We start from the raw sequence: 19,991 nt of genomic DNA, 5'->3' as shown, positions 1-19,991 counted from the left end.
TGGTGGTGCGTGGCACGCTGTTGGGTCCTGAGGGAGTGAGGCTTCCTCGTCTGGTGTGACCCCTTCTGCTGATCCCTTTCGGGGGGTTGTGGTGGGGGTCTGCTGGTGAACGGACCGGTCGTGGTAGGAGACCGCCTTCCTGTGTGGGGGTGGGTTCTGCCGGGTCGGCTGGGGCCGTCCGTACGTTGAGAACTGCACAGTGGACGCGAGCATCTTTGTGGCCAAGTTAGTAAGGGCGCACGGTGGATGCCTTGGCACCAGGAGCCGATGAAGGACGTGGGAGGCTGCGATATGCCTCGGGGAGCTGTCAACCGAGCTGTGATCCGAGGATTTCCGAATGGGGAAACCCGGCAGGGCTTTAAATCCTGTCACCCATGCCTGAACACATAGGGCATGTGGAGGGAACGCGGGGAAGTGAAACATCTCATTACCCGCAGGAAGAGAAAACAACCGTGATTCCGCGAGTAGTGGTGAGCGAAAGCGGATGAGGCTAAACCAGTGTCGTGTGATAGCCGGCAGGCGTTGCGATGCTGGGGTTGTGGGATCGTCCGGACGGGACTGCCGTTCCGTCGGGGAGTCAGAAAGAGCGCTGTTAGGCGAAGGTCATGCGAATGGGCCGCCATAGAGGGTAATAGCCCTGTAGCTGAAAACAGTGTTCCTCCCGGACGTGTTCCCAAGTAGCACGGAGCCCGTGAAATTCCGTGTGAATCTGGCGGGACCACCCGCTAAGCCTAAATACTCCCTGGTGACCGATAGCGGACTAGTACCGTGAGGGAAAGGTGAAAAGTACCCCGGGAGGGGAGTGAAATAGTACCTGAAACCGTGTGCCTACAATCCGTGGGAGCTGGACTTCGGTCTGGTGACCGCGTGCCTTTTGAAGAATGAGCCTGCGAGTTTGCGATGTGTGGCGAGGTTAACCCGTGTGGGGTAGCCGTAGCGAAAGCGAGTCCGAAGAGGGCGTTTGAGTCGCATGTCCAAGACCCGAAGCCGAGTGATCTACCCATGGCCAGGTTGAAGCGCGGGTAAGACCGTGTGGAGGACCGAACCCACCAGGGTTGAAAACCTGGGGGATGAGCTGTGGGTAGGGGTGAAAGGCCAATCAAACTCGGTGATAGCTGGTTCTCCCCGAAATGCATTTAGGTGCAGCGTCGCATGTTTCTTGCCGGAGGTAGAGCACTGGATGGCCTAGGGGGCCCACAAGCTTACTGAAGTCAGCCAAACTCCGAATGCCGGTAAGTGAAGTGCGGCAGTGAGACTGCGGGGGATAAGCTTCGTAGTCGAGAGGGAAACAGCCCAGATCGCCAGCTAAGGCCCCTAAGCGTGCGCTAAGTGGAAAAGGATGTGGAGTCGCATAGACAACCAGGAGGTTGGCTTAGAAGCAGCCACCCTTGAAAGAGTGCGTGATAGCTCACTGGTCAAGTGATTCCGCGCCGACAATGTAGCGGGGCTCAAGCGCACCGCCGAAGCTGCGGCATACGCATGTTAGCCAGGCATCTTTGATGTCCAGGTGTGTGTATGGGTAGGGGAGCGTCGTGTGGCGTGTGAAGCGGCGGGGTGACCTAGTCGTGGATGCCATACGAGTGAGAATGCAGGCATGAGTAGCGAATGACGGGTGAGAAACCCGTCCGCCGGATGACCAAGGGTTCCTGGGGCAGGCTAATCCGCCCAGGGTGAGTCGGGACCTAAGGCGAGGCCGACAGGCGTAGTCGATGGACAACGGGTTGATATTCCCGTACCGGCGCTGACGCGCCCATGCTGAACCTGGTTGTGCTAACCATCTGATCGGATGTGTCTTTTCGGAGATGTGTCTGGGAGGGTGGGATCCCGGCTGGTAGTAGGCAAGCGATGGGGTGACGCAGGAGGGTAGTCCAACCCAGGCGGTGGTTGTCCTGGGGCAAGGGTGTAGGACGGTGCGTAGGTAAATCCGCGTTCCATGTGTCTGAGACCTGATGCCGAGCCGATTGTGGCGAAGTGGATGATCCCATGCTGCCGAGAAAAGCCTCTAGCGAGTGTCAGGGCCGCCCGTACCCTAAACCGACACAGGTGGTCAGGTAGAGAATACCGAGGCGTTCGAGTGAACTGTGGTTAAGGAACTCGGCAAAATGCCCCCGTAACTTCGGGAGAAGGGGGGCCGTTCTCCGTGTAGGGACTTGCTTCCGTAGCGGGGAGTGGCCGCAGAGACCAGGGGAAAGCGACTGTTTACTAAAAACATAGCTCCGTGCTAAGTCGTAAGACGATGTATACGGAGTGACGCCTGCCCGGTGCTGGAACGTTAAGGGGACGGGTTAGCTCTTCGGGGCGAAGCTCAGAACTTAAGCGCCAGTAAACGGCGGTGGTAACTATAACCATCCTAAGGTAGCGAAATTCCTTGTCGGGTAAGTTCCGACCTGCACGAATGGCGTAACGACTTTCCCACTGTCTCAACCACAGACTCGGCGAAATTGCATTACGAGTAAAGATGCTCGTTACGCGCGGCAGGACGGAAAGACCCCGGGACCTTTACTATAGCTTGATATTGGTGTTCGGTTCGGCTTGTGTAGGATAGGTGGGAGACTGTGAAGCTGGGACGCCAGTTCTGGTGGAGTCATTGTTGAAATACCACTCTGGTCGTACTGGATGTCTAACCTCGGTCCGTGATCCGGATCAGGGACAGTGTCTGGTGGGTAGTTTAACTGGGGCGGTTGCCTCCTAAAGAGTAACGGAGGCGCCCAAAGGTTCCCTCAGCCTGGTTGGCAATCAGGTGTTGAGTGCAAGTGCACAAGGGAGCTTGACTGTGAGACAGACATGTCGAGCAGGTGCGAAAGCAGGGACTAGTGATCCGGCGGTGGCTTGTGGAAGCGCCGTCGCTCAACGGATAAAAGGTACCCCGGGGATAACAGGCTGATCTTGCCCAAGAGTCCATATCGACGGCAAGGTTTGGCACCTCGATGTCGGCTCGTCGCATCCTGGGGCTGGAGTAGGTCCCAAGGGTTGGGCTGTTCGCCCATTAAAGCGGTACGCGAGCTGGGTTTAGAACGTCGTGAGACAGTTCGGTCCCTATCCGCCGCGCGCGCAGGAGACTTGAGAAGGGCTGTCCCTAGTACGAGAGGACCGGGACGGACGAACCTCTGGTGTGCCAGTTGTTCTGCCAAGGGCATGGCTGGTTGGCTACGTTCGGAAGGGATAACCGCTGAAAGCATCTAAGCGGGAAGCCTGCTTCGAGATGAGGTCTCCCACAGGGTAGCCTGGTAAGGCCCCCGACTAGATGATCGGGTTGATAGGCCGGAGGTGGAAGTGCGGTGACGCATGGAGCTGACCGGTACTAATAGGCCGAGGGCTTGTCTTCGAAGGTGCTACGCGTCCACTGTGCGGTTCCCAGCTGTATGGCCGGCTGGGTGCTGGTTGTATAGTTGAATAGTGTTTCGGTGGTTTTGGCGAAGGGGAAACGCCCGGTCTCATTCCGAACCCGGAAGCTAAGCTCTTCAGCGCCGATGGTACTGCATGGGGGACTGTGTGGGAGAGTAGGACGCCGCCGGACTTACACAAAGTGTGGGGTTGCCTTTCGAGGCAACCCCACACTTGTTTTTTGCGTGGGGATTCTCCCGGCGGTCGGCTGAGGCCCGATCGCTGTACTTCGATGGCCGCCGGGCGCCGCGCCGGTCGTGGTCCGGTCGGTAGGGAGTCGGCGCCGTCGCGGTGACGCGTCCGGCTGGAAGCTTCCGCGTGGGGCATACCCCGTACTGTGGACATCGCTGCGCCATCCCGCGGATCCGCGGCCGGATTCCCGTCGAGGTCTCCTCCGATGCCGCGGCTGGGCCGCGCCGGAGCAGATCGGCGGGGCCCATGCCCTGCAGGCACAGCACACATCAGATCCGCGGCCGCCGACCGCGGCGCAGGCGGGACGAAGGGGAACGGCCGGTCATGGCGAGGGAAGACACAGCGAACGAGCGTGGCGCATCGGTGCCGCACGCTTCCGACCGGCCCCAGCGGCGCGACCGGGAGCCTGGGCGGAGCGCCACCGCGTCGCGGTCGGGAGCGCCGCGTTCGGGCGCCGGCCGAGGGCAGGGCGCCGGCCGCGGCAGCTGGTCCGGCGATGCCGCCAGCGGCGCGGGCCGAGCCAGGTCCGGACAGGTCCGGCGGCTGACCGACGCCGCCCCCGGTCGAGGCGCGCGCCCGACCGGGTCAGACCGCCGTTGGGCCGACCGCGCGGAGGGCGACGGCGGTGGGCATGGTCGCCGGGACGCGCCGGCCCGGCGGCCGCGGGCTGCCGGCGACTCCGCGGGCGGTGCGGACCGAGGCGCCCGTTTCCCGCGTACCGACCGCCCGCGGGGTGACCGTCCGCAGGGTGGGCAGGATTCGGCCGGCGGCGACCGCTTCGCTCGGCGCGGGCCGGCCGAGGCGTCCTATGGTGCCGGCCGGCCCCGTGATGACCGGGCCGGCGGGGGCCGGCCGGGTGCCGGCTTTCGTGCAGGCGCGGGTAGTAACGGTGACGGACGTGCGGGCGGGGCGACGCGCGGGGGCGGCGCCGGCCGTGCGGGACAGGCCCCGGGACGGATGACGGCGGAGTCGGCATGGCGGACCCGTCGTGGCCGGCCGGGTGCCGACGACAGGACCGCCTCCGGCGGCCACCGCACCGGTGCCCCGGAGGCACGGCGCCGCCCGTTCCGGGATCCTTCGCAGGACCGCAACGACCGTCCTGACGACAGGTCCCGCGGTGGTGACGCCGCCCGTCGTGATGACGCCGGGCGCCGTGATGACACCGCCCGCAGGTACGGCGCGGCCGGTGCCTCCGGGCGCGGCCCCGACCGGCGCGGTCCGGATCAGACCCCGCCGGAGCGGGGTATGGCGCACGGGCGCGTGCAGGCCGAGCGGCCGTCGCGTTCCGAGGGCGCCGCCGGCCGCGGCGGGTGGCAGCGAAGCGAGTCCGGACAGGGACGCGGAGGGTCCGCGACCCGTTCGTGGACCGGCGGGCAGCGGCCGTCCACCGCGACCCGAACGCCGTTCGAACGGCCGCGGGTCGCCGGTGGCGAGCGGCCGCCCCGTCAGGGCCAGGACCAGCGCGATGGCCGGGAGCAGCGGCCGTGGGAGCGCGGCCGGGAGCGGATGGCACCGGACCGGGGTCCGTCGGGGCGTGACGGCCGACCCGACAGGTGGTCGGCCGGCCGGCCGGCGGGCGCACGGCCCGCCGACGCCACTGCCGGTGACGATCGTCGTGACCCACCGACCGCGCCCCGATCAGCCGCGCCCCGATCAGCCGCGACGGACGGCGCCGAGCGACGCGAGTACCGCGAGCAGCGGCCGTGGCGCGCCGGGGCTGGCTCCGGCGCCCCCGATGCGGGTGCGCGAGGTGCGGGTGCGGGTGCAGGTGCTCGAGGCGCTGGGGCCGGCGCTCGCGGGGCGGGTGCTCGGGCCGCGGGCGGTCGTGGGGAACGCGACGGTGCGCCGGGCGCGCGGGGTAACGGTGCCCCCCGAGGCGCCGGGGCGCGCGGTGTGGGCCAGGGGCGCGGGGCCCCGCAGGGACGCGGCGGGCGACCGGGTGGACCTGGCCGTCCCGATGATCGGCGAGGGGACCGCCCGGATCGGTCGGCCCGGCCGGAGCGCACCGACGTCGGCAGCCGCCGGCCCCGGGTGCAGACCCCGCCGCTGCCCGACGAGGCCCGCGCGGACATGCTCGATCATGACGTCCGCCGCTCGCTGCGGGGTCTGCCGACGAATCTGGCGGACACCATCGCCCGGCATCTCGTCGCGACCGCGCTGCTGCTCGACGACGATCCGGCCGCGGCCCTCGCCCATGCACAGGCCGCCGCCGATCGGGTGCCCCGCCTTCCCGCCGTGCGTGAGGCGGTCGGCATCGCGGCCTACCACGCCGGCGAGTACGCCACGGCGCTCGTCGAGCTGCGGGCGGCCCGGCGGATGGACGGTTCGGGTCACAACCTGCCGTTGATGGCGGACAGTGAGCGCGGCCTCGGCCGGCCCGAGCGGGCCATCGCCTACCTGCGCGACCCGCAGGCCGACGAGCTGGACCCGGCGGCCCGCGCCGAGATGCTGATCGTGATCTCCGGAGCGCGACGCGACCTGGGCCAACCGGAGGCCGCCGTCGTCCTGCTGCGTGACCTCGCCACCGCGAAGGGTGCGCCCGCGCCGTGGGCTCCGCGGCTCTGGTACGCCTACGCCGAGGCGCTGCTGGCCGCCGGCCGTCCCGAGGAGGCGGCCCGGTGGTTCACCTCTGCCGCGGCCGTCGACGACGGTGAGACGGACGCGGCCGCTCGCGCCTACGAAATCGTCACCGGCCAGCCGATGCCCGAGGACGCGGACGCGGTCTCTGCGGAAGACGTCGACTCTGCGGAAGACGTCGACTCCGAGACGGTTGACGCCGTCGAACTGCTGGGAAGCGCGCCGACAGCCGCCGATCAGCAGGGCCTGGTGGGCCCTGTCGGTCCGGGCGACTCCTCCACCTCGGGCGCCACCGACACGGAGGAGGGAGACGCCGCCGCAGTGGTGGTGAATCCGGACGACTCTGTGGAAGCGGATTCGGCGGCGGCGGTGGAGCAGACACACGGCCCGTCACAAACCGGTTGACGCACAGACAGGTTTGACGCACAGGCCAGTTGACGCACAGGCCGGTTGGTTGCGGCGCGTTGAGCACGGTAGGGGCCCGCAGATCGTGCACAACGCACCGCAGTCGGCTTCCCAGGCCGGTTTGACGCCGGTCAGGCGTCCAACGGGCGCAGGACGAGGCCTGTGCGCGGCTTCGGGGTGAACAGCGTCGACTTGCGGGGCATGCGCTCCCCGGCCTCGGCGACCGCGGTCACGTCCGCGACGGGGGTCGGGTTGAGCAGCAGCGCGGTCCCGCCGGCGGCTGCGGCCGCGGCGATCGCGGCCGGCGCGTCGTGGTGGTAGTCGACGACGCCGACCGTGTCCGCGAGTCCCCAGACGTCCACGATGAGCCCCAGGTGGGCGACGGTGACGTCGAGCCGGCGGAAGGCGGCGGAGCGGCCGGCCGGCAGGCTGCGGGCCAGCAGGTCCGCGGCGGGCTCGGTGAGCAGGTAGGCGGAGGTGCCGTCGGTGACGACGAAGGCATGCCCGCTCTGTCCGGCCTGGGCCAGTTCGTCGAGCAGCTGATCCGGGTCGAGGCCACCCGGGCGCCCGGCGGCGGAGCCCGAGGCCGACCAGGCGGTGCCCGCCTGCTCGGTGCCTGCCTGCTCGGTGTCGGCTGGCCTGGTGTCGGCTGATTCGGTGCTGGCTGGTTCGGCGGCCGCGACGTCCGGGCCGGCGAGCCGGCGGACGGTGAACGCGGCGGCGGCCCGGCGCACCGCGGCGGCGAGGTCCAGGCCGGTCACCGCCCGGTGGATGGCGTGTACCTGCGGGCCGGAGACGGTCGCGTCCACGAGGAAGGCGAGGCCGAAGTCCCACGGACCCGAACCGTCCCCGGCCGCGTGGCGCTCCGCCTGGTACTGCCGGTACGTGGCGTAGCGGTGGTGCCCGTCGGCGATGACGGCCCGCCGAGGCAGCAGGTCGGCCGCCACGGCGGTGAGCACCGTCGGGTCGTCGATCGCCCAGAGCCGGTGGGTCACCCCGTCGTCGGTGGTGGTCTCGACCTGCGGGGGAGTCGCGACCAGTTCGCCGACGACCCGGCTGGTCTCGCCGCCGCCGGAGTACAGCAGGAAGATGGGCTCCAGGTTGGCGCGGGTCGCCCGGGTCAGCGCCAGCCGGTCCGAGACCGTCCCCGCCATGGTGTTCTCGTGCGGCAGGATGATCCCCGCCTCCGGGTCGGCCAGGGCGACGGCGCCGATCAGCCCCCGCTGGACGTGGCCGTCCTGTTCCTCCTCGCAGACGTAGACGGACGCCCTGTCGTCCCGGCGCAGCACCCCGCCGTCGAGCCATTCCCGCAGCGTGCGGGCGGCGCCGTCGTAGTCGTCGCCGGGCAGGATGAGCCGCACCACGTTGTGGGCGTCACGGGCCTGCAGCTGGGCGCGCTCGGCGTCGTCGATCACGTCGTAGGGCGGCGAGGTCAGCGCGGCGAGAGCCGGCCCCGAGGCGGGGAAGCGCGCCGCCCGGAACGGGACGAGCACGAGTCCCGCGGGAACGGGGACGGGATGATCGGCATGCGGCATGAGCCGCATCGTAGGACCCGCCCGGTGCCATCCGACCGATGCGGGGGGCCCGCCGGCCGGGTGGGGTGGCGCCGGCGGCCCGTAGGTGGGTGTCGCCGCGAACCGCCCGGCTCGGTCGCCGTGAGGCGCGGGGCGTGGTGTGTCCGGCCGGGACGGTGAGGTCGCGGGCCACCGGAAGTGATCATTATCCGATCCGGGGGCGTCCCGGCGGGCTTTGCGGCGACACTGGAGACCGGAGCATCACCATCCTCGCTGGTGGGAGGTGTGGTTACGAAGCGTGATTCCCGGGTCTCGGAATCACGGTTGGTGGACCTGCTGGGCGCGGCAGGGCCGACGCGGTGCGGGCGCCCGGCGGCAGCGTAGGTGTTCGTCCAGGTCGTGGAGGTGAAGATGGTCGACAAGACCGGCCGCCCGGAAGAGACTCCGGACGAGGGCGCCCCGACGGACAGCGTCCGCCCGGGGCCGGCAGGCGAGGTCTACGACTGGTACACCCGCGGGATGGCTCTGCTGGGCCACGGGGACGCCAACGCCGCGGTGCAGCTGCTCGCGCACGCCGTCGCGGCCGAGCCCGCCTCGCCGAGCGTCCGCGAGGCGCTGGGCCGCGCCCAGTTCAGCGCCGGGCAGTACGTCGCCGCCCGGGAGACCTTCGCCTGGATCGTCGACCGTCACCCTACCGACGACTACGCGCAGTTCGGCCTCGGTCTGTCCGCCCGCAAGATCGGCGACCTCCGCGCGGCCGTCGAGCACCTCGCGCTGGCGGTGGCGATGCGTCCGGACATCCGGCACTACGGGATCGCGCTGCGCGGTGCCCGCGCCGCCCTGGCCCGGGCATGACCGATCGGCTGCCGGCGACGGTCCGGCGCCACCGCCCCCCGCGGCCGGCAGGCCCGCGACCAGCGCAACCCCCGGAGAGTTCGCCGTGTCCCCAGATCTGACCGCCGGCCTGGTGGCCGAGCCCCGCGACGCGGCCGGGGCCGGCCCGCTGCGCGGCACGGACCGGCCGCTCGCCGACCTGTTCGACGTCGCCCTGATGGATCTCGACGGGGTGGTGAACCGCGGTGCGGCGGCGGTGCCGCACGCCGCGGAGGCGATCGCCGCCGCGGGCCGCCGCGGCCTGCGCACCGTCTACGTCACCAACAACGCCCTGCGCCCGCCGGCGGAGGTCGCCGATCGGCTGACCGGGTTCGGCGTGCCGGCGCGGGCCGCGGACGTGGTCACCTCCGCGCAGGCGGCGGCGCACGTCCTCGCCGAACGGCTGCCCGCCGGCGCCCGGGTGCTCCTGCTCGGCGGGCGTGGGCTGCGCCAGGCGCTCACCGAGGAGGGGCTGACCCCGGTCGACTCCGCCGAGGACGCCCCCGTGGCCGTCGTCCAGGGATTCGACCCCGACCTCACCTACGCCCGCCTGGCCGAGGCGTCCTACGCGATCCGGGCCGGAGCCTGGTGGGTCGCGAGCAACGCCGACCGGACGGTGCCGACCGAGCGTGGCATCGCCCCCGGCAACGGCGCCGTCGCCGCGTTCCTGCGCGCCGCGACCGACCAGGAGCCCCTGGTGACCGGCAAGCCGGAGGCGGCGATGCACCGCGAGTCGATGCGGCGCAGCGGCGCCCGCACCCCGGTGATCGTCGGAGACCGGCTCGACACCGACATCGAAGCCGGGACCCGGTCGTCCACGCCCACGCTGCTGGTCTTCACCGGGGTCACGACGCCGTCGGAGCTGCTCGCCGCGCCGCCGGAGCACCGCCCGACCTTCCTGGCCGCCGACCTGCGGGGCCTGCTGCGGCCCGCGCCGCCGGTGCGGGCGCTGCCGGCGGCCGGCAAGCACGCTGCCGCCTGCGGCGGATGGGTCGCCCGCGTCGAGGACGGCGAGCTGCGCTGGACGGCGGACGGTGTGGATGCGGGCGACCAGCGGGCCGAGAGGGTCGAGAAGGTCGAGAAGGACGAGAAGGACGAGGGGGACGGCCTCGACGCGCTGCGGGCCGCGTGCGCGGCGGTCTGGTCCGCCACCGACGTGGGCATCGCCGTCCACGCGATCGCGGCCGAACGGCCCCCGGGCTGCGCGGATCTGGTCGCACCCGCCGCCGCGTCCTGACCCCGGCAGCACGAGCGCGGCGGCACCGTCCGCCCTCCCTCAGTCCGGTTGGAAGAACGCCAGCATCTTCCGGCTGGCGTCCGGCGCCATCAGGATTTCCTGGGCGCGCGCGGACTGCTGGGCGGCGGCGCTGGTGCGTGCGAACATCTCGCGTTCGTATTCCCGGACGGCGGCGGGAAAGTCGTCCGGGTGCGCGGCCAGCGCGAGGCCGAGCAGGGCGCCGTCGAGCAACGCCATGTTGGCGCCCTGCCCCACCGGCGGCATCAGGTGCGCGGCATCGCCGAGCAGCGTCACGCCCGGCCTCGACGGCCAGGTCAGGCCGATCGGGAGCGTGGTGATCGACCGTGGCAGGATCGTGTCGTCGCAGGCTGCGATCAGTGCGGTGAACCGTGGGTCCCAGCCGGCGAACAGCTCGATCAGCCGCATCCGGGCGGCGGCCGGGTCGCCGAACGGAATGCCGCTGGCCGCGAACCAGTCCTCGGCGGTGTGGAAGCTGAGGTAGATGCGTACGCGGCCGTCGCCGTTCCGCTGCGCCGACAGGGACTGCCCGTTGCCGAGCACCCAGTAGTTGCCGCGCCCCACCATCGCCGCGAGATCGGGATGAGTACGGTCGATGTCGGGAATGCCGAGCTCGACGACGTTCTGGCCGGTGTGCACTGGTCGGGTGTCGGTGAGCAGCGCGCGGACCCGGGAATCCGCGCCGTCGGCGCCGACCAGCAGGTCATACGTCGCACTGCTGCCGTCGGCGAAGTACAGCACGCCATCGTCGGCGGAGGTGAAGGCGCGGCCCCAGCGCACCGCGTGTTCGGGCAGAGAGTCCAGCAGCAGGTTGCGCAGATCTACACGGTCGACCTCAGGTCGTTCGAGCGGGGCGTCGTCGGGCGTGTCCTGCTGCAACAGCAGGGTGCCGTCTGGCTCGAGAAGTCGCAGGTCCTGGCCTTCGGGACGGGCAATCGCGTGGAACTTGTCGATCAGGCCGGCCTCCCGCAGCGCCCGCTGCCCGGTCCCGGAATGCAGATCAAGCATGCCGCCCTGCCCCCGCGCGCCGCGCGCTGATTCACGTTCGTACACGACGGCGTCAATACCGTTCACATACAGCACACGGGCAAGAGCCAGGCCGCCCAGGCCGGCTCCAATGACGGCGATGGTCATGGCTACCTCCGATGCACCGTATCGGTCCTGATCGGTGGGCGGCCGCAGCTCGGGCCGCAGGCGTTGGCCAGGATGACGCTGTGGTAGCCGTACGGGAGTCGGCGTGGGATGCGCGGTCAGAGCAGCGAGCGGACCCTGAGCAGGTCGCGCACGCTCGCGTCCACCTTCAGCCGGCCGCTCGTCCAGGCGGACAGCACCGACAGTCGACCCTCCGTCACCGCGATCAGGTCGTCGCTGTTCACGGTCAGGGTGATCTGGGCGTCGTCGCGGTGACCCTCGCCGAGGTCGCGCAGGCAGCCGTCGCGCAGCTCGCCGGAGAAGGCGGTCCCCAGATCCGGGATGCGGCAGACGATCGTGCGGTCGGGGGTCCGAGGCGGGCGGCCCTCGGCGGCGAGCCTGTCCAGACGGTCGGCGATGCTACGGAACGCGATCTCACACTGTGACCTGTCGGCCATCGGGAGCTCCGGCCTCCTTCGGGTCGGTTCGGGGCCGCCCGTCGGCGGGGGCCCTCCCATGGTGCCTTCCGCGGGGCGGCAGGCGACGCTCGCCGGGCGCGTGGCCGGCGAAGGTGGCGGGGACGCGGGCGGCCGGGGCGCGGGCGGCCCCGCGGCGGTCATGAGATACGTCGCATGACCCATGTCGCGCGGGAGCGTCGCATCATCGACGGAAAGTGCGGGAGGCTGACAGAGTGAGCATCGAGAACCTGCCCGCCGAGATCCGCGACGCGCTCGCGCGGCTGGACACCCTCGACGTCGTGGCGACGTCGGCACATGTGGAGGTCTTCGAGGAGATGAACCGCCGACTGGCCGACGCCCTGGCCGACCTGGACGGGTCGGGCGGCGGCGCGGCAGCCGAGGTCGATCGGGCGCAGCCACGGCCGGGTCCGGTCCGGCCGGTTCGGTGAGTCGGGCAGGGGGCGTGGTGTCCCGTCGCGTACGTCTGGACAGCGAGCTCGTCCGGCGTGGCCTCGCCCGCTCGCGGGAGCAGGCCGTGGCCGCGATCAGCGCCGGCCGCGTCCTGGTCGGCGGCATCCCGGCCACGAAGGCCGCCACCGTCGTCGACGGCACCACGTCGATCGCCGTGTCCGCCGGCGATGACCCCGGCTGGGCGTCGCGCGGCGCGCACAAGCTGCTCGGCGCCTTCGCCGCCTTCGGCGTCCCCGCTTTCGACGCCGTCCCCGACGCCGTCCCCGACGCCGTCCCCGACGCCGTCGCCCCCGCTGACGGCATCACCGCCGCTGACGCCGTCTTCGGCCCGGACGCCCCTGACGCCGGCGCCACGCCGGCCGAGGTGGCCACGCCGGCCGGGGTGGTTACGCCGGCCACGCCGGCCGGGGTGGTTACGCCGGCCGGGGTGGTTCCGGGTGCGTCGCTGGTGGTGGCCGGGCGGCGCTGCCTCGACGTCGGCGCGTCCACCGGGGGCTTCACCGACGTGCTGCTGCGCCACGGCGCGGCGTCGGTCGTCGCGGTCGACGTCGGCTACGGCCAGCTGCTGTGGCGGCTGCGCTCGGATCCGCGGGTGCGGGTGCTCGACCGGGTCAACGCCCGCGCGCTGACCCCGGCCGAGGTCGGCGAGCCGGTCGAGCTGGTCGTCGGGGACCTGTCGTTCATCCCGCTGCGCCTGGTGCTGCCGGCGCTGCGTAGCTGCGCGGCGCCGGACGCCGACTTCGTGCTCCTGGTCAAGCCGCAGTTCGAGGTGGGGCGCGAGCGGCTCGGCGCCGGCGGCGTGGTCCGCGATCCGGCGCTGCACGCCGAGGCGGTGCGTGACGTCGCGGCCGTGGCGGGCGGGCTCGGCCTCGGCGTGCGGGGGGTGACCGCGAGCCCGCTGCCCGGCCCGGCCGGCAACGTGGAGTACCTGCTCTGGCTCGCCGCGGGCGCGCCGCCCCTCGACGACGACGCGCTCGCCCACGCGGTCGAGACCGGTCCCGCCGGAGGCCGCCCGGAGCGTCCGGCATGACCCGGGAGATCCTCGTCGTCACCCATCCACGCCGTTCGATCGTGCGGGAGAGCGCCCAGCGGGTGATCGAGGGGCTGGCCGCCGCCGGGGTGTCGCCGCGGGTGCTGCGCGACGAGGCCGAGCAGCTCGACCTGACCGGGGCGAACGTCGTCCCGCACGACGCGGACGCCGCCGTCGGGGTGGAGATGGTGCTCGTCCTCGGCGGCGACGGCAGCCTGCTGCGCGGCGCGGAGTTCGCCCGCGGCGCCGACGTGCCGCTGCTCGGCGTCAACCTCGGTCACGTCGGTTTCCTCGCCGAGGCCGAACCGGACGCGCTGGAGTCCACCATCGACCACGTCGTCCGCAAGGACTACACGGTGGAGGACCGGATGACCGTCGATGTGACCGTCCGCCGCCGCGGCGAGGTCACCTACTCCGGCTGGGCGCTCAACGAGATGTCGCTGGAGAAGGCCGAGCGGGCGCGGATGCTGGAATGCGTCCTGGAGATCGACGGCCGCCCCCTGTCCCGGTGGGGCTGCGACGGGGTGATCTGCTCGACGCCCACCGGGTCGACGGCGTACGCGTTCTCCGTCGGTGGCCCGGTGATGTGGCCGGGGGTCGAGGCGCTGCTCGTCGCCCCGATCAGCGCGCACGCGCTGTTCGCCCGGCCGCTCGTGCTCGCGCCGAGCGCGACCGTCGCCGTGGAGATCCTGGAGCCGGTGCCCGGCGTCCTCTACTGCGACGGGCGGCGCCTCGTCGAGGTGCCGCCCGAGTCGCGGGTCGAGGTCGTGCGCGGCCGGCGGCCGGTGCGCCTGGCCGTGGTGCGCCCGCTGCCGTTCACCGACCGGCTCGTCGCCAAGTTCGACCTGCCCGTGGCGGGCTGGCGGGGCCGCAACGAGCGCTGAGCGGCCGTCGGACCCGGTCGGGTGGACTCGGGCAGGTTCGGGTCCGGGTTCGGCTTCGGCTTCGGGTCCGGCTCCGGCTCCGGCTTCGGGTGCGGGCCGGGCCCGGTGTCGGTTGTAGACGGTTGTTGACGGTTGAGGATGTCGGCGGACCCGGTGGGGCGGCTAGAGTTCGGGGCGTGCTCGAGGAGATTCGCATCCGCGGCCTCGGGGTCATCGACGACGCTGCCCTCGATCTCGCCGCCGGCCTGACCGTGGTCAGCGGCGAGACCGGCGCCGGCAAGACGATGATTGTGCAGGGCCTGGGCCTGCTCACCGGCGGCCGGGCCGACTACGGCCTGGTCCGGCCCGGGGTGGAGCGGGCGTTCGTCGAGGGGCGCCTGCTGATCCCGCCGGACTCCGCGGTCGCCGAGCGGGTCCGCGACGTCGGCGGCGACCTCGACGACGATCCCGGCGGCGCCGTCCTCGTCGTCGGGCGGACGCTGACGTCGGAGGGCCGGTCCCGGGCGCAGGTGGCGGGCCGCTCGGTGCCGGCGAGCCTGCTCGCGGAGATCGCCGAGGATCTTATCGCCGTCCACGGCCAGTCCGAGGCGCAGCGGCTGCTGCGCCCGTCCACGCAGCGTGTGGCGCTGGACCGCTTCGCCGGCGACGCCGTCGCCGGGCCGCTGACCCGCTACGGCGTGGTCTACACGGAGCTGAACCGGGTCAGCCGGGCGCTCGCGGAGGTCACCGAACGATCCCGCGAACGCGAGCAGGAGGCGGAGCTGCTGCGGATCGGCCTGGCCGAGGTGGAGCGGGTCGAACCGGCGCCGGGGGAGGACGTCACCCTCGACGCGGAGCTGACGAAGCTCGAACACGCCGAGACGCTCGTGCGCGCCGCCCGCATGGCCCACGCGGCGCTGATCAGCGACCCCGCGTCCGGCTCCGACGACCCCGGCGCCGTCGATCTGGTCTCCGCCGCCCGCCGCGTCATCGCCGGCGACGCCGACCTCGATGCCGACCTCGCCGCGCTGGGTGCCCGGCTGACCGAGGTGAGCATGCTGCTCACCGACGTCGCCGCCGACCTCGCCTCCTACGCCGAGAGCATCGACGCCGACCCCGAACGCCTCGCCGACGCCCAGGACCGCAAGGCCGCCCTGACCGGCCTGACCCGCGCGCACGGCACCGACATCGACGGCGTGCTCGCCTGGGCCGACCAGGCCGGCCGCCGGCTGCTGGAGCTCGACGGCGCCGGCGAGAGCGCCGAGGCCCTCACGGCCCGCCGCGACGAGCTGACCGCGGAGCTCGCCCGGCTCGCCGTCACGGTCAGCGACGCCCGGCGCGCCGCCGCGGCCCGCTTCGGCGCGGCCGTCGCCGCCGAGCTCGCCGGTCTGGCGATGCCCCGCGCCCGCGTCGAGGCCGCTGTCGCCCAGCGCGACGATCCCGCCGGCCTGCCCGTCGGCGACCGGCGCCTCGCCTTCGGCCCCTCCGGCGTCGACGACGTGGAACTGCGCCTCATCCCACATCCCGGCGCCCCGCCCCGGCCGGTGCAGAAGGGCGCCTCCGGCGGCGAGCTGTCCCGGGTGATGCTCGCCATCGAGGTCGTCCTCGCCGCCGACGACGCCGGTTCCACGATGGTCTTCGACGAGGTCGACGCCGGCGTCGGCGGGCGCGCGGCCGTCGAGATCGGCCGCCGCCTGGCCCGCCTCGCCCGCACCCACCAGGTCATCTGCATCACCCACCTGCCGCAGGTCGCCGCGTTCGCCGACCGCCATCTCGTCGTCCACAAGGCCGACGACGGCTCGGTCACCCGCAGCGGCGTCATCACCCTCGACGACGCCGGCCGCGTCCGCGAACTGTCCCGGATGCTTGCCGGCCAGGAGGAGAGCACGCTGGCCCGCGGCCACGCCGAGGAACTCCTCGCCGCCGCCGCCGCCGACAAGGCCCGCCCGTAGGTCAGGGCCCGGCCGTAGCGTGCGGACTTGTCTTAGCGCGCGCTCCAACACCTAGGGTTGCCGCTGACGGCGCACGGACCCGGCGGGCAGGGAGTAGCGGCATGCACGAGGTCAACCTTGGTGGACTGAACGTCTCGGCCCAGGGGCTCGGCTGTATGGGAATGAGCGAGTGGTACGGCGCCACCGACTGGGACGAGTCGATCGCGACCATCCACCGCGCGCTCGATCTGGGCGTCACGTTTCTGGACACCGCCGACGTCTACGGGGCCGGGCACAACGAGGTGCTGGTCGGACGGGCCATCCACGACCGCCGGGACCAGGTGCAGCTGGCCACCAAGTTCGGCATCGACCGCTCCGCCGGCGACGGCGCCCGGGTCGTCCGCGGGGAGCGGGCGTACGTCCAGCGGGCCTGCGACGCCTCGCTGCTGCGGCTCGGCGTGGACGTCATCGACCTGTACTACCTGCACCGGCCGCCGCAGACCGCCGAGATCGAGGAGACGGTCGGGGCGATGGGCGAACTCGTCGCGCAGGGCAAGGTGCGTTACCTCGGGCTGTCCGAGGTCGACGGCGCGCTGCTGCGGCGGGCGCACGCCGTGCACCCGATCGCGGCGGTCCAGAGCGAGTACTCGCTGTGGACGCGCGATCCCGAGACGTCCGTCCTCGACGCGCTGCGCGAGTTGAACGTGGGGCTGGTGCCCTACTCCCCGCTCGGCCGGGGCTTCCTCACCGCGACCGTCGACGGCTCCGATCTCGGTGCGCTCGACTTCCGGGCGCGCAGCCCGCGTTTCGTCGGGGCGGCCGGCGAGGCCAACCGCGCGATCGTGCAGGCGGTCGTCGACATCGCCGCCCGCAGGAACGCCGCTGCGGCCCAGGTCGCCCTCGCCTGGGTGCACGGGCAGGCCGGGCGGCTCGGCGTCCCGGTGGTGCCGATCCCCGGCACCAAGCGCCGCCGCTGGCTGGAGCAGAACGCCGCCGCCCTCGACCTCACCCTGGACGCCGACGACCTGGCGGTCCTCGACGCCCTCGACGCCCAGGTGGTCGGCGCCCGCTACTGACCTCCCATGTCCCTGGTGGAATGCCATCCGCGAGTCTGCCAACGCCGCCTTCCCGCTTATCCGGAGGGATAAACCGGACACGAAGGCCTCTGGATAAGCAGGAGTTCCCCTTACGGCGGTGGGGACCGGGGTCCCCGTGACGGGCGGAGGCGCCCCGGGCGGTGTGCCCAGGAGGATCGCCGAAGGCGATCTGACGGGACCCGCACGGCGGCCTGGAACCAGGGGTCCCCGTGAGGTGCCGAAGGCACCTCACGGGGAAGGTGTTACCGTGAAGTCCCGTGGAGGCGTCGGGTCCGGACCGGCGGCGTGACCACGGGAGTTTCACGTGGGCCAGGTGCATGTCACGAAGCACATCTTCGTCACCGGCGGGGTCGCGTCCAGTCTCGGCAAGGGACTGACCGCATCCAGCCTCGGGCGGCTTCTCAAGGCTCGCGGACTGCGGGTCACCATGCAGAAGCTCGACCCCTATCTCAACGTCGATCCCGGCACGATGAACCCGTTCCAGCACGGCGAGGTGTTCGTCACCGACGACGGGGCCGAGACCGACCTGGACATCGGGCACTACGAGCGGTTCCTCGACGTGAACCTCGACGGCAGCGCGAACGTGACGACCGGCCAGGTGTACTCGGCGGTCATCGCCCGTGAGCGCCGCGGCGACTACCTCGGCCAGACGGTGCAGGTCGTCCCGCACATCACCGACGAGATCAAGGATCGGATCCGGCGGCTCGCCGACGACAGTGTCGACGTGGTCATCACCGAGGTCGGCGGCACCGTCGGCGACATCGAGTCGCTGCCCTACCTGGAGGCGATCCGCCAGGTGCGCCACGAGGTCGGCCGGGACAACGCGCTGACGGTGCACGTCAGTCTGGTGCCCTACCTGGCCCCGTCCGGGGAGCTGAAGACCAAGCCGACGCAGCACTCGGTGGCGGCGCTGCGCAGTATCGGCCTGCAGCCGGACGCGGTGGTCTGCCGCTCCGACCGGCCGCTGCCCGACGCGTTGAAGAAGAAGATCGCGATGATGTGCGACGTCGACGACGAGGCGGTCGTCGGGGCGCCGGACGCGAGCTCGATCTACGACATTCCCCGGGTGCTGCACCGGGAGGGCCTCGACGCCTACGTGGTGCGCCGGCTGGGGTTGTCGTTCCGCGACGTCGACTGGACCGAGTGGGACACGCTGCTGCGCCGGGTGCACCATCCGACGAACACGGCGACGATCGGGATCGTCGGCAAGTACGTCGACCTGCCGGATGCCTACCTGTCGGTGACCGAGGCGCTGCGGGCCGGCGCGTTCGCCACCGACACCAGGGTCGAGCTGCGGTGGATCACCTCGGACGAGTGCTCCTCGCCGGAGGAGACGGCCGCGCTGCTCGACGGGGTCGACGGGATCATCGTGCCCGGCGGCTTCGGGATCCGGGGAATCGAGGGCAAGCTCACCGCGCTGCGGCACGCCCGGGAGAACGGCCTGCCGACGCTGGGCATCTGCCTGGGCCTGCAGTGCATGGTCATCGAGGCGGCCCGCGGGCTCGCGGGCCTGGCGGAGGCGAACTCCACCGAGTTCGTGTCCGACACCCCGCACCCCGTGATCTCCACGATGGCCGACCAGCACGAGGTCGTCGCCGGCACGAGGGACATGGGCGGCACGATGCGCCTGGGCCTGTACTCGTGCACGCTCGCCCCCGGCACGGTCGCCCGCCGCGAGTACGGGCAGCCGGAGGTCGCCGAGCGTCACCGTCATCGGTACGAGGTCAACAACGACTACCGCGACCGGCTCGCCGCCGCCGGGCTGGTCTTCTCGGGCACCTCGCCGGACGGCCGGCTGGTCGAGGTCGTGGAGCTGCCCGCCGACGTGCACCCCTACTACGTCGGAACGCAGGCGCATCCGGAGTTCCGGTCCCGGCCGACGCGGGCCCATCCGCTGTTCCGGGGGCTCGTCGCCGCGGCGATCGCACACGCCGACCGTCGCCGCGGGGTGCTGCCCGTCGACCTGCCGGCCACCGACGCCGGGGCCCACGAGGGAGCCGAGACGGCGGGCGCGGCTCACGCCGAGGGATCCGCGGACGACGTCGTGGCGCCGGCTGTCGCCGGCGCTGGGCATGCGGGTGGCGCGGGTGGCGCGTCCGGCCGGGGCGGTGGCGGCCGGCGCGGCAACGCCCGGCCGGGGGCCAGCTCCAACGGCACGGCCGCCCTGGTGTCGCCGTGACCGCCGAGGCGCACCGTTACGAGGTCACGGAGAGCACGCTGGCCTACGAGGGGCGGATCATCTCCGTCCGCCGCGACCAGGTGCGCATGCCCGAGGGCGACGTCTCCCAGCGCGACGTCGTCGTCCACCCCGGTGCGGTGGGCGTGGTCGCGCTCGACGACGACGGCCGGGTCGTGATGGTGCACCAGTACCGCCATCCCGTCGGCGGCCCGCTGTGGGAGCTGCCCGCCGGCATCCTCGACGTGCCCGGGGAGCCGGCGTCCGTCGCCGCCGCCCGGGAGCTCGCCGAGGAGGCCGGGCTGCGCGCCGACCGGTACGACCTGCTCGTCGACGTCTGGTCCTCGCCGGGCATGACCGACGAGGCCTACCGGGTTTTCCTGGCTCGGGACCTGCACGAGATCCCGGCGGCCGAGCGGTACGTGCCGCAGCACGAGGAGGCCGAGATGGGCCTGGCGCGCATCGACCTCGACGAGGCCGTCGCCCGGCTCCTGCGCGGCGAGATCACCAACGCGATGGCGGTCGTCGGCCTGCTGGCGACGGTGCGGGCACGGGCGGCGGACTTCGCCGGCCTGCGCCCGCTCGACGCCCCCTGGCCCGCCCGACCGGCCCACCGCGGTTAGCCCGGCGGAGC

Annotated in this window: 14 protein-coding genes and 2 rRNA genes; 12 read left to right on the top strand and 4 right to left on the bottom strand. The window is 71.9% G+C overall.

All coding sequences use genetic code 11. The features are described from left to right. Positions 1–219: 219 nt before the first annotated feature. Both FRAAL_RS22660 and rrf read left to right on the top strand, forming a co-directional pair. Positions 220–3,325, top strand: a 23S ribosomal RNA gene (locus FRAAL_RS22660). Between the two features lie 75 nt (positions 3,326–3,400). Next, a 5S ribosomal RNA gene (rrf, locus tag FRAAL_RS22655) occupies positions 3,401–3,517 on the top strand. 1,712 nt (positions 3,518–5,229) lie between these two features. Here rrf and FRAAL_RS33590 read toward each other — a convergent pair. After that, entirely contained in the window at positions 5,230–5,658 is a 429-nt protein-coding gene (locus FRAAL_RS33590) for a hypothetical protein (RefSeq protein ID WP_041939655.1), read from the bottom strand. Here FRAAL_RS33590 and FRAAL_RS22640 point away from each other — a divergent pair. Then, positions 5,647–6,558: a tetratricopeptide repeat protein gene (locus FRAAL_RS22640; protein WP_193790319.1), complete on the top strand. Its 912-nt coding sequence runs from the start codon at positions 5,647–5,649 to the stop codon at positions 6,556–6,558. The genes FRAAL_RS33590 and FRAAL_RS22640 overlap by 12 nt on opposite strands. A 131-nt stretch (positions 6,559–6,689) precedes the next feature. Here the strand turns inward: FRAAL_RS22640 and FRAAL_RS22635 are convergent, their stop codons facing one another. Beyond that, positions 6,690–8,102 carry a DUF1015 family protein gene (locus FRAAL_RS22635; RefSeq protein WP_011606291.1) on the bottom strand — a complete coding sequence of 471 codons (1,413 nt, stop codon included), beginning with the start codon at positions 8,100–8,102 and terminating at the stop codon, positions 6,690–6,692. A 381-nt stretch (positions 8,103–8,483) separates the two neighbouring features. On the opposite strand from FRAAL_RS22635, the gene FRAAL_RS22630 reads away from it, so the two are divergent. Continuing rightward, on the top strand, positions 8,484–8,927 hold the full coding sequence (locus FRAAL_RS22630) for a tetratricopeptide repeat protein (RefSeq protein ID WP_011606290.1): 444 nt from the start codon (positions 8,484–8,486) through the stop codon (positions 8,925–8,927). 85 nt (positions 8,928–9,012) lie between these two features. After that, positions 9,013–10,182 carry an HAD-IIA family hydrolase gene (locus tag FRAAL_RS22625; protein WP_157734029.1) on the top strand — a complete coding sequence of 390 codons (1,170 nt, stop codon included), beginning with the start codon at positions 9,013–9,015 and terminating at the stop codon, positions 10,180–10,182. Positions 10,183–10,221: 39 nt separating this feature from the next. On the opposite strand, the gene FRAAL_RS22620 is transcribed toward FRAAL_RS22625, so the two are convergent. Next, positions 10,222–11,334, bottom strand: coding sequence for an FAD-dependent oxidoreductase (locus FRAAL_RS22620; RefSeq protein ID WP_011606288.1), 1,113 nt, complete (start codon positions 11,332–11,334; stop codon positions 10,222–10,224). Positions 11,335–11,450: 116 nt separating this feature from the next. Continuing rightward, a complete protein-coding gene (locus tag FRAAL_RS22615) occupies positions 11,451–11,789 on the bottom strand; it encodes an alkyl sulfatase C-terminal domain-containing protein (RefSeq protein ID WP_011606287.1) in 339 nt (112 codons plus the stop codon). A gap of 233 nt (positions 11,790–12,022) precedes the next feature. Here FRAAL_RS22615 and FRAAL_RS22610 point away from each other — a divergent pair, with 233 nt between their 5' ends. The 7 genes from FRAAL_RS22610 (at position 12,023) to FRAAL_RS22580 (ending at position 19,980) form a co-directional block, all read left to right on the top strand. After that, positions 12,023–12,238, top strand: a complete 216-nt coding sequence (locus FRAAL_RS22610) for a hypothetical protein (RefSeq protein WP_041939654.1) — start codon at positions 12,023–12,025, stop codon at positions 12,236–12,238. Positions 12,239–12,255: 17 nt separating this feature from the next. Further along, on the top strand, positions 12,256–13,290 hold the full coding sequence (locus FRAAL_RS22605; RefSeq protein ID WP_041940881.1) for a TlyA family RNA methyltransferase: 1,035 nt from the start codon (positions 12,256–12,258) through the stop codon (positions 13,288–13,290). After that, positions 13,287–14,174 carry an NAD kinase gene (locus tag FRAAL_RS22600; protein ID WP_011606284.1) on the top strand — a complete coding sequence of 296 codons (888 nt, stop codon included), beginning with the start codon at positions 13,287–13,289 and terminating at the stop codon, positions 14,172–14,174. Before FRAAL_RS22605 ends, FRAAL_RS22600 begins: the two co-directional genes overlap by 4 nt. Before the next feature lie 176 nt (positions 14,175–14,350). Continuing rightward, positions 14,351–16,105: a DNA repair protein RecN gene (gene recN, locus FRAAL_RS22595; RefSeq protein WP_011606283.1), complete on the top strand. Its 1,755-nt coding sequence runs from the start codon at positions 14,351–14,353 to the stop codon at positions 16,103–16,105. Between the two features lie 101 nt (positions 16,106–16,206). After that, the gene (locus tag FRAAL_RS22590) at positions 16,207–17,160 is read left to right on the top strand and encodes an aldo/keto reductase (RefSeq protein WP_011606282.1); all 954 of its coding nucleotides are present in this window, start codon (positions 16,207–16,209) and stop codon (positions 17,158–17,160) included. 325 nt (positions 17,161–17,485) lie between these two features. Further along, on the top strand, positions 17,486–19,360 hold the full coding sequence (gene pyrG / locus FRAAL_RS22585; protein WP_011606281.1) for a CTP synthase: 1,875 nt from the start codon (positions 17,486–17,488) through the stop codon (positions 19,358–19,360). Next, positions 19,357–19,980 carry an NUDIX domain-containing protein gene (locus FRAAL_RS22580; protein WP_011606280.1) on the top strand — a complete coding sequence of 208 codons (624 nt, stop codon included), beginning with the start codon at positions 19,357–19,359 and terminating at the stop codon, positions 19,978–19,980. Before pyrG ends, FRAAL_RS22580 begins: the two co-directional genes overlap by 4 nt. The last annotated feature ends 11 nt before the right edge of the window (positions 19,981–19,991 follow it).

The organism is Frankia alni ACN14a (genome assembly GCF_000058485.1).
Taxonomy (GTDB): Bacteria; Actinomycetota; Actinomycetes; order Frankiales; family Frankiaceae; genus Frankia; species Frankia alni.
This window is presented reverse-complemented; position numbering and strand designations above follow the sequence as displayed.

Bases quoted from the DNA above. Each gene is read 5' to 3' on its own strand.
- FRAAL_RS22640 (WP_193790319.1), top strand. From the start codon at position 5,647: ATGCTCGATCATGACGTCCGCCGCTCGCTGCGGGGTCTGCCGACGAAT.
- FRAAL_RS33590 (WP_041939655.1), bottom strand. From the start codon at position 5,658: ATGATCGAGCATGTCCGCGCGGGCCTCGTCGGGCAGCGGCGGGGTCTG.
- FRAAL_RS22635 (WP_011606291.1), bottom strand. From the start codon at position 8,102: ATGCGGCTCATGCCGCATGCCGATCATCCCGTCCCCGTTCCCGCGGGA.
- FRAAL_RS22630 (WP_011606290.1), top strand. From the start codon at position 8,484: ATGGTCGACAAGACCGGCCGCCCGGAAGAGACTCCGGACGAGGGCGCC.
- FRAAL_RS22620 (WP_011606288.1), bottom strand. From the start codon at position 11,334: ATGACCATCGCCGTCATTGGAGCCGGCCTGGGCGGCCTGGCTCTTGCC.
- FRAAL_RS22615 (WP_011606287.1), bottom strand. From the start codon at position 11,789: ATGGCCGACAGGTCACAGTGTGAGATCGCGTTCCGTAGCATCGCCGAC.
- FRAAL_RS22600 (WP_011606284.1), top strand. From the start codon at position 13,287: ATGACCCGGGAGATCCTCGTCGTCACCCATCCACGCCGTTCGATCGTG.
- FRAAL_RS22590 (WP_011606282.1), top strand. From the start codon at position 16,207: ATGCACGAGGTCAACCTTGGTGGACTGAACGTCTCGGCCCAGGGGCTC.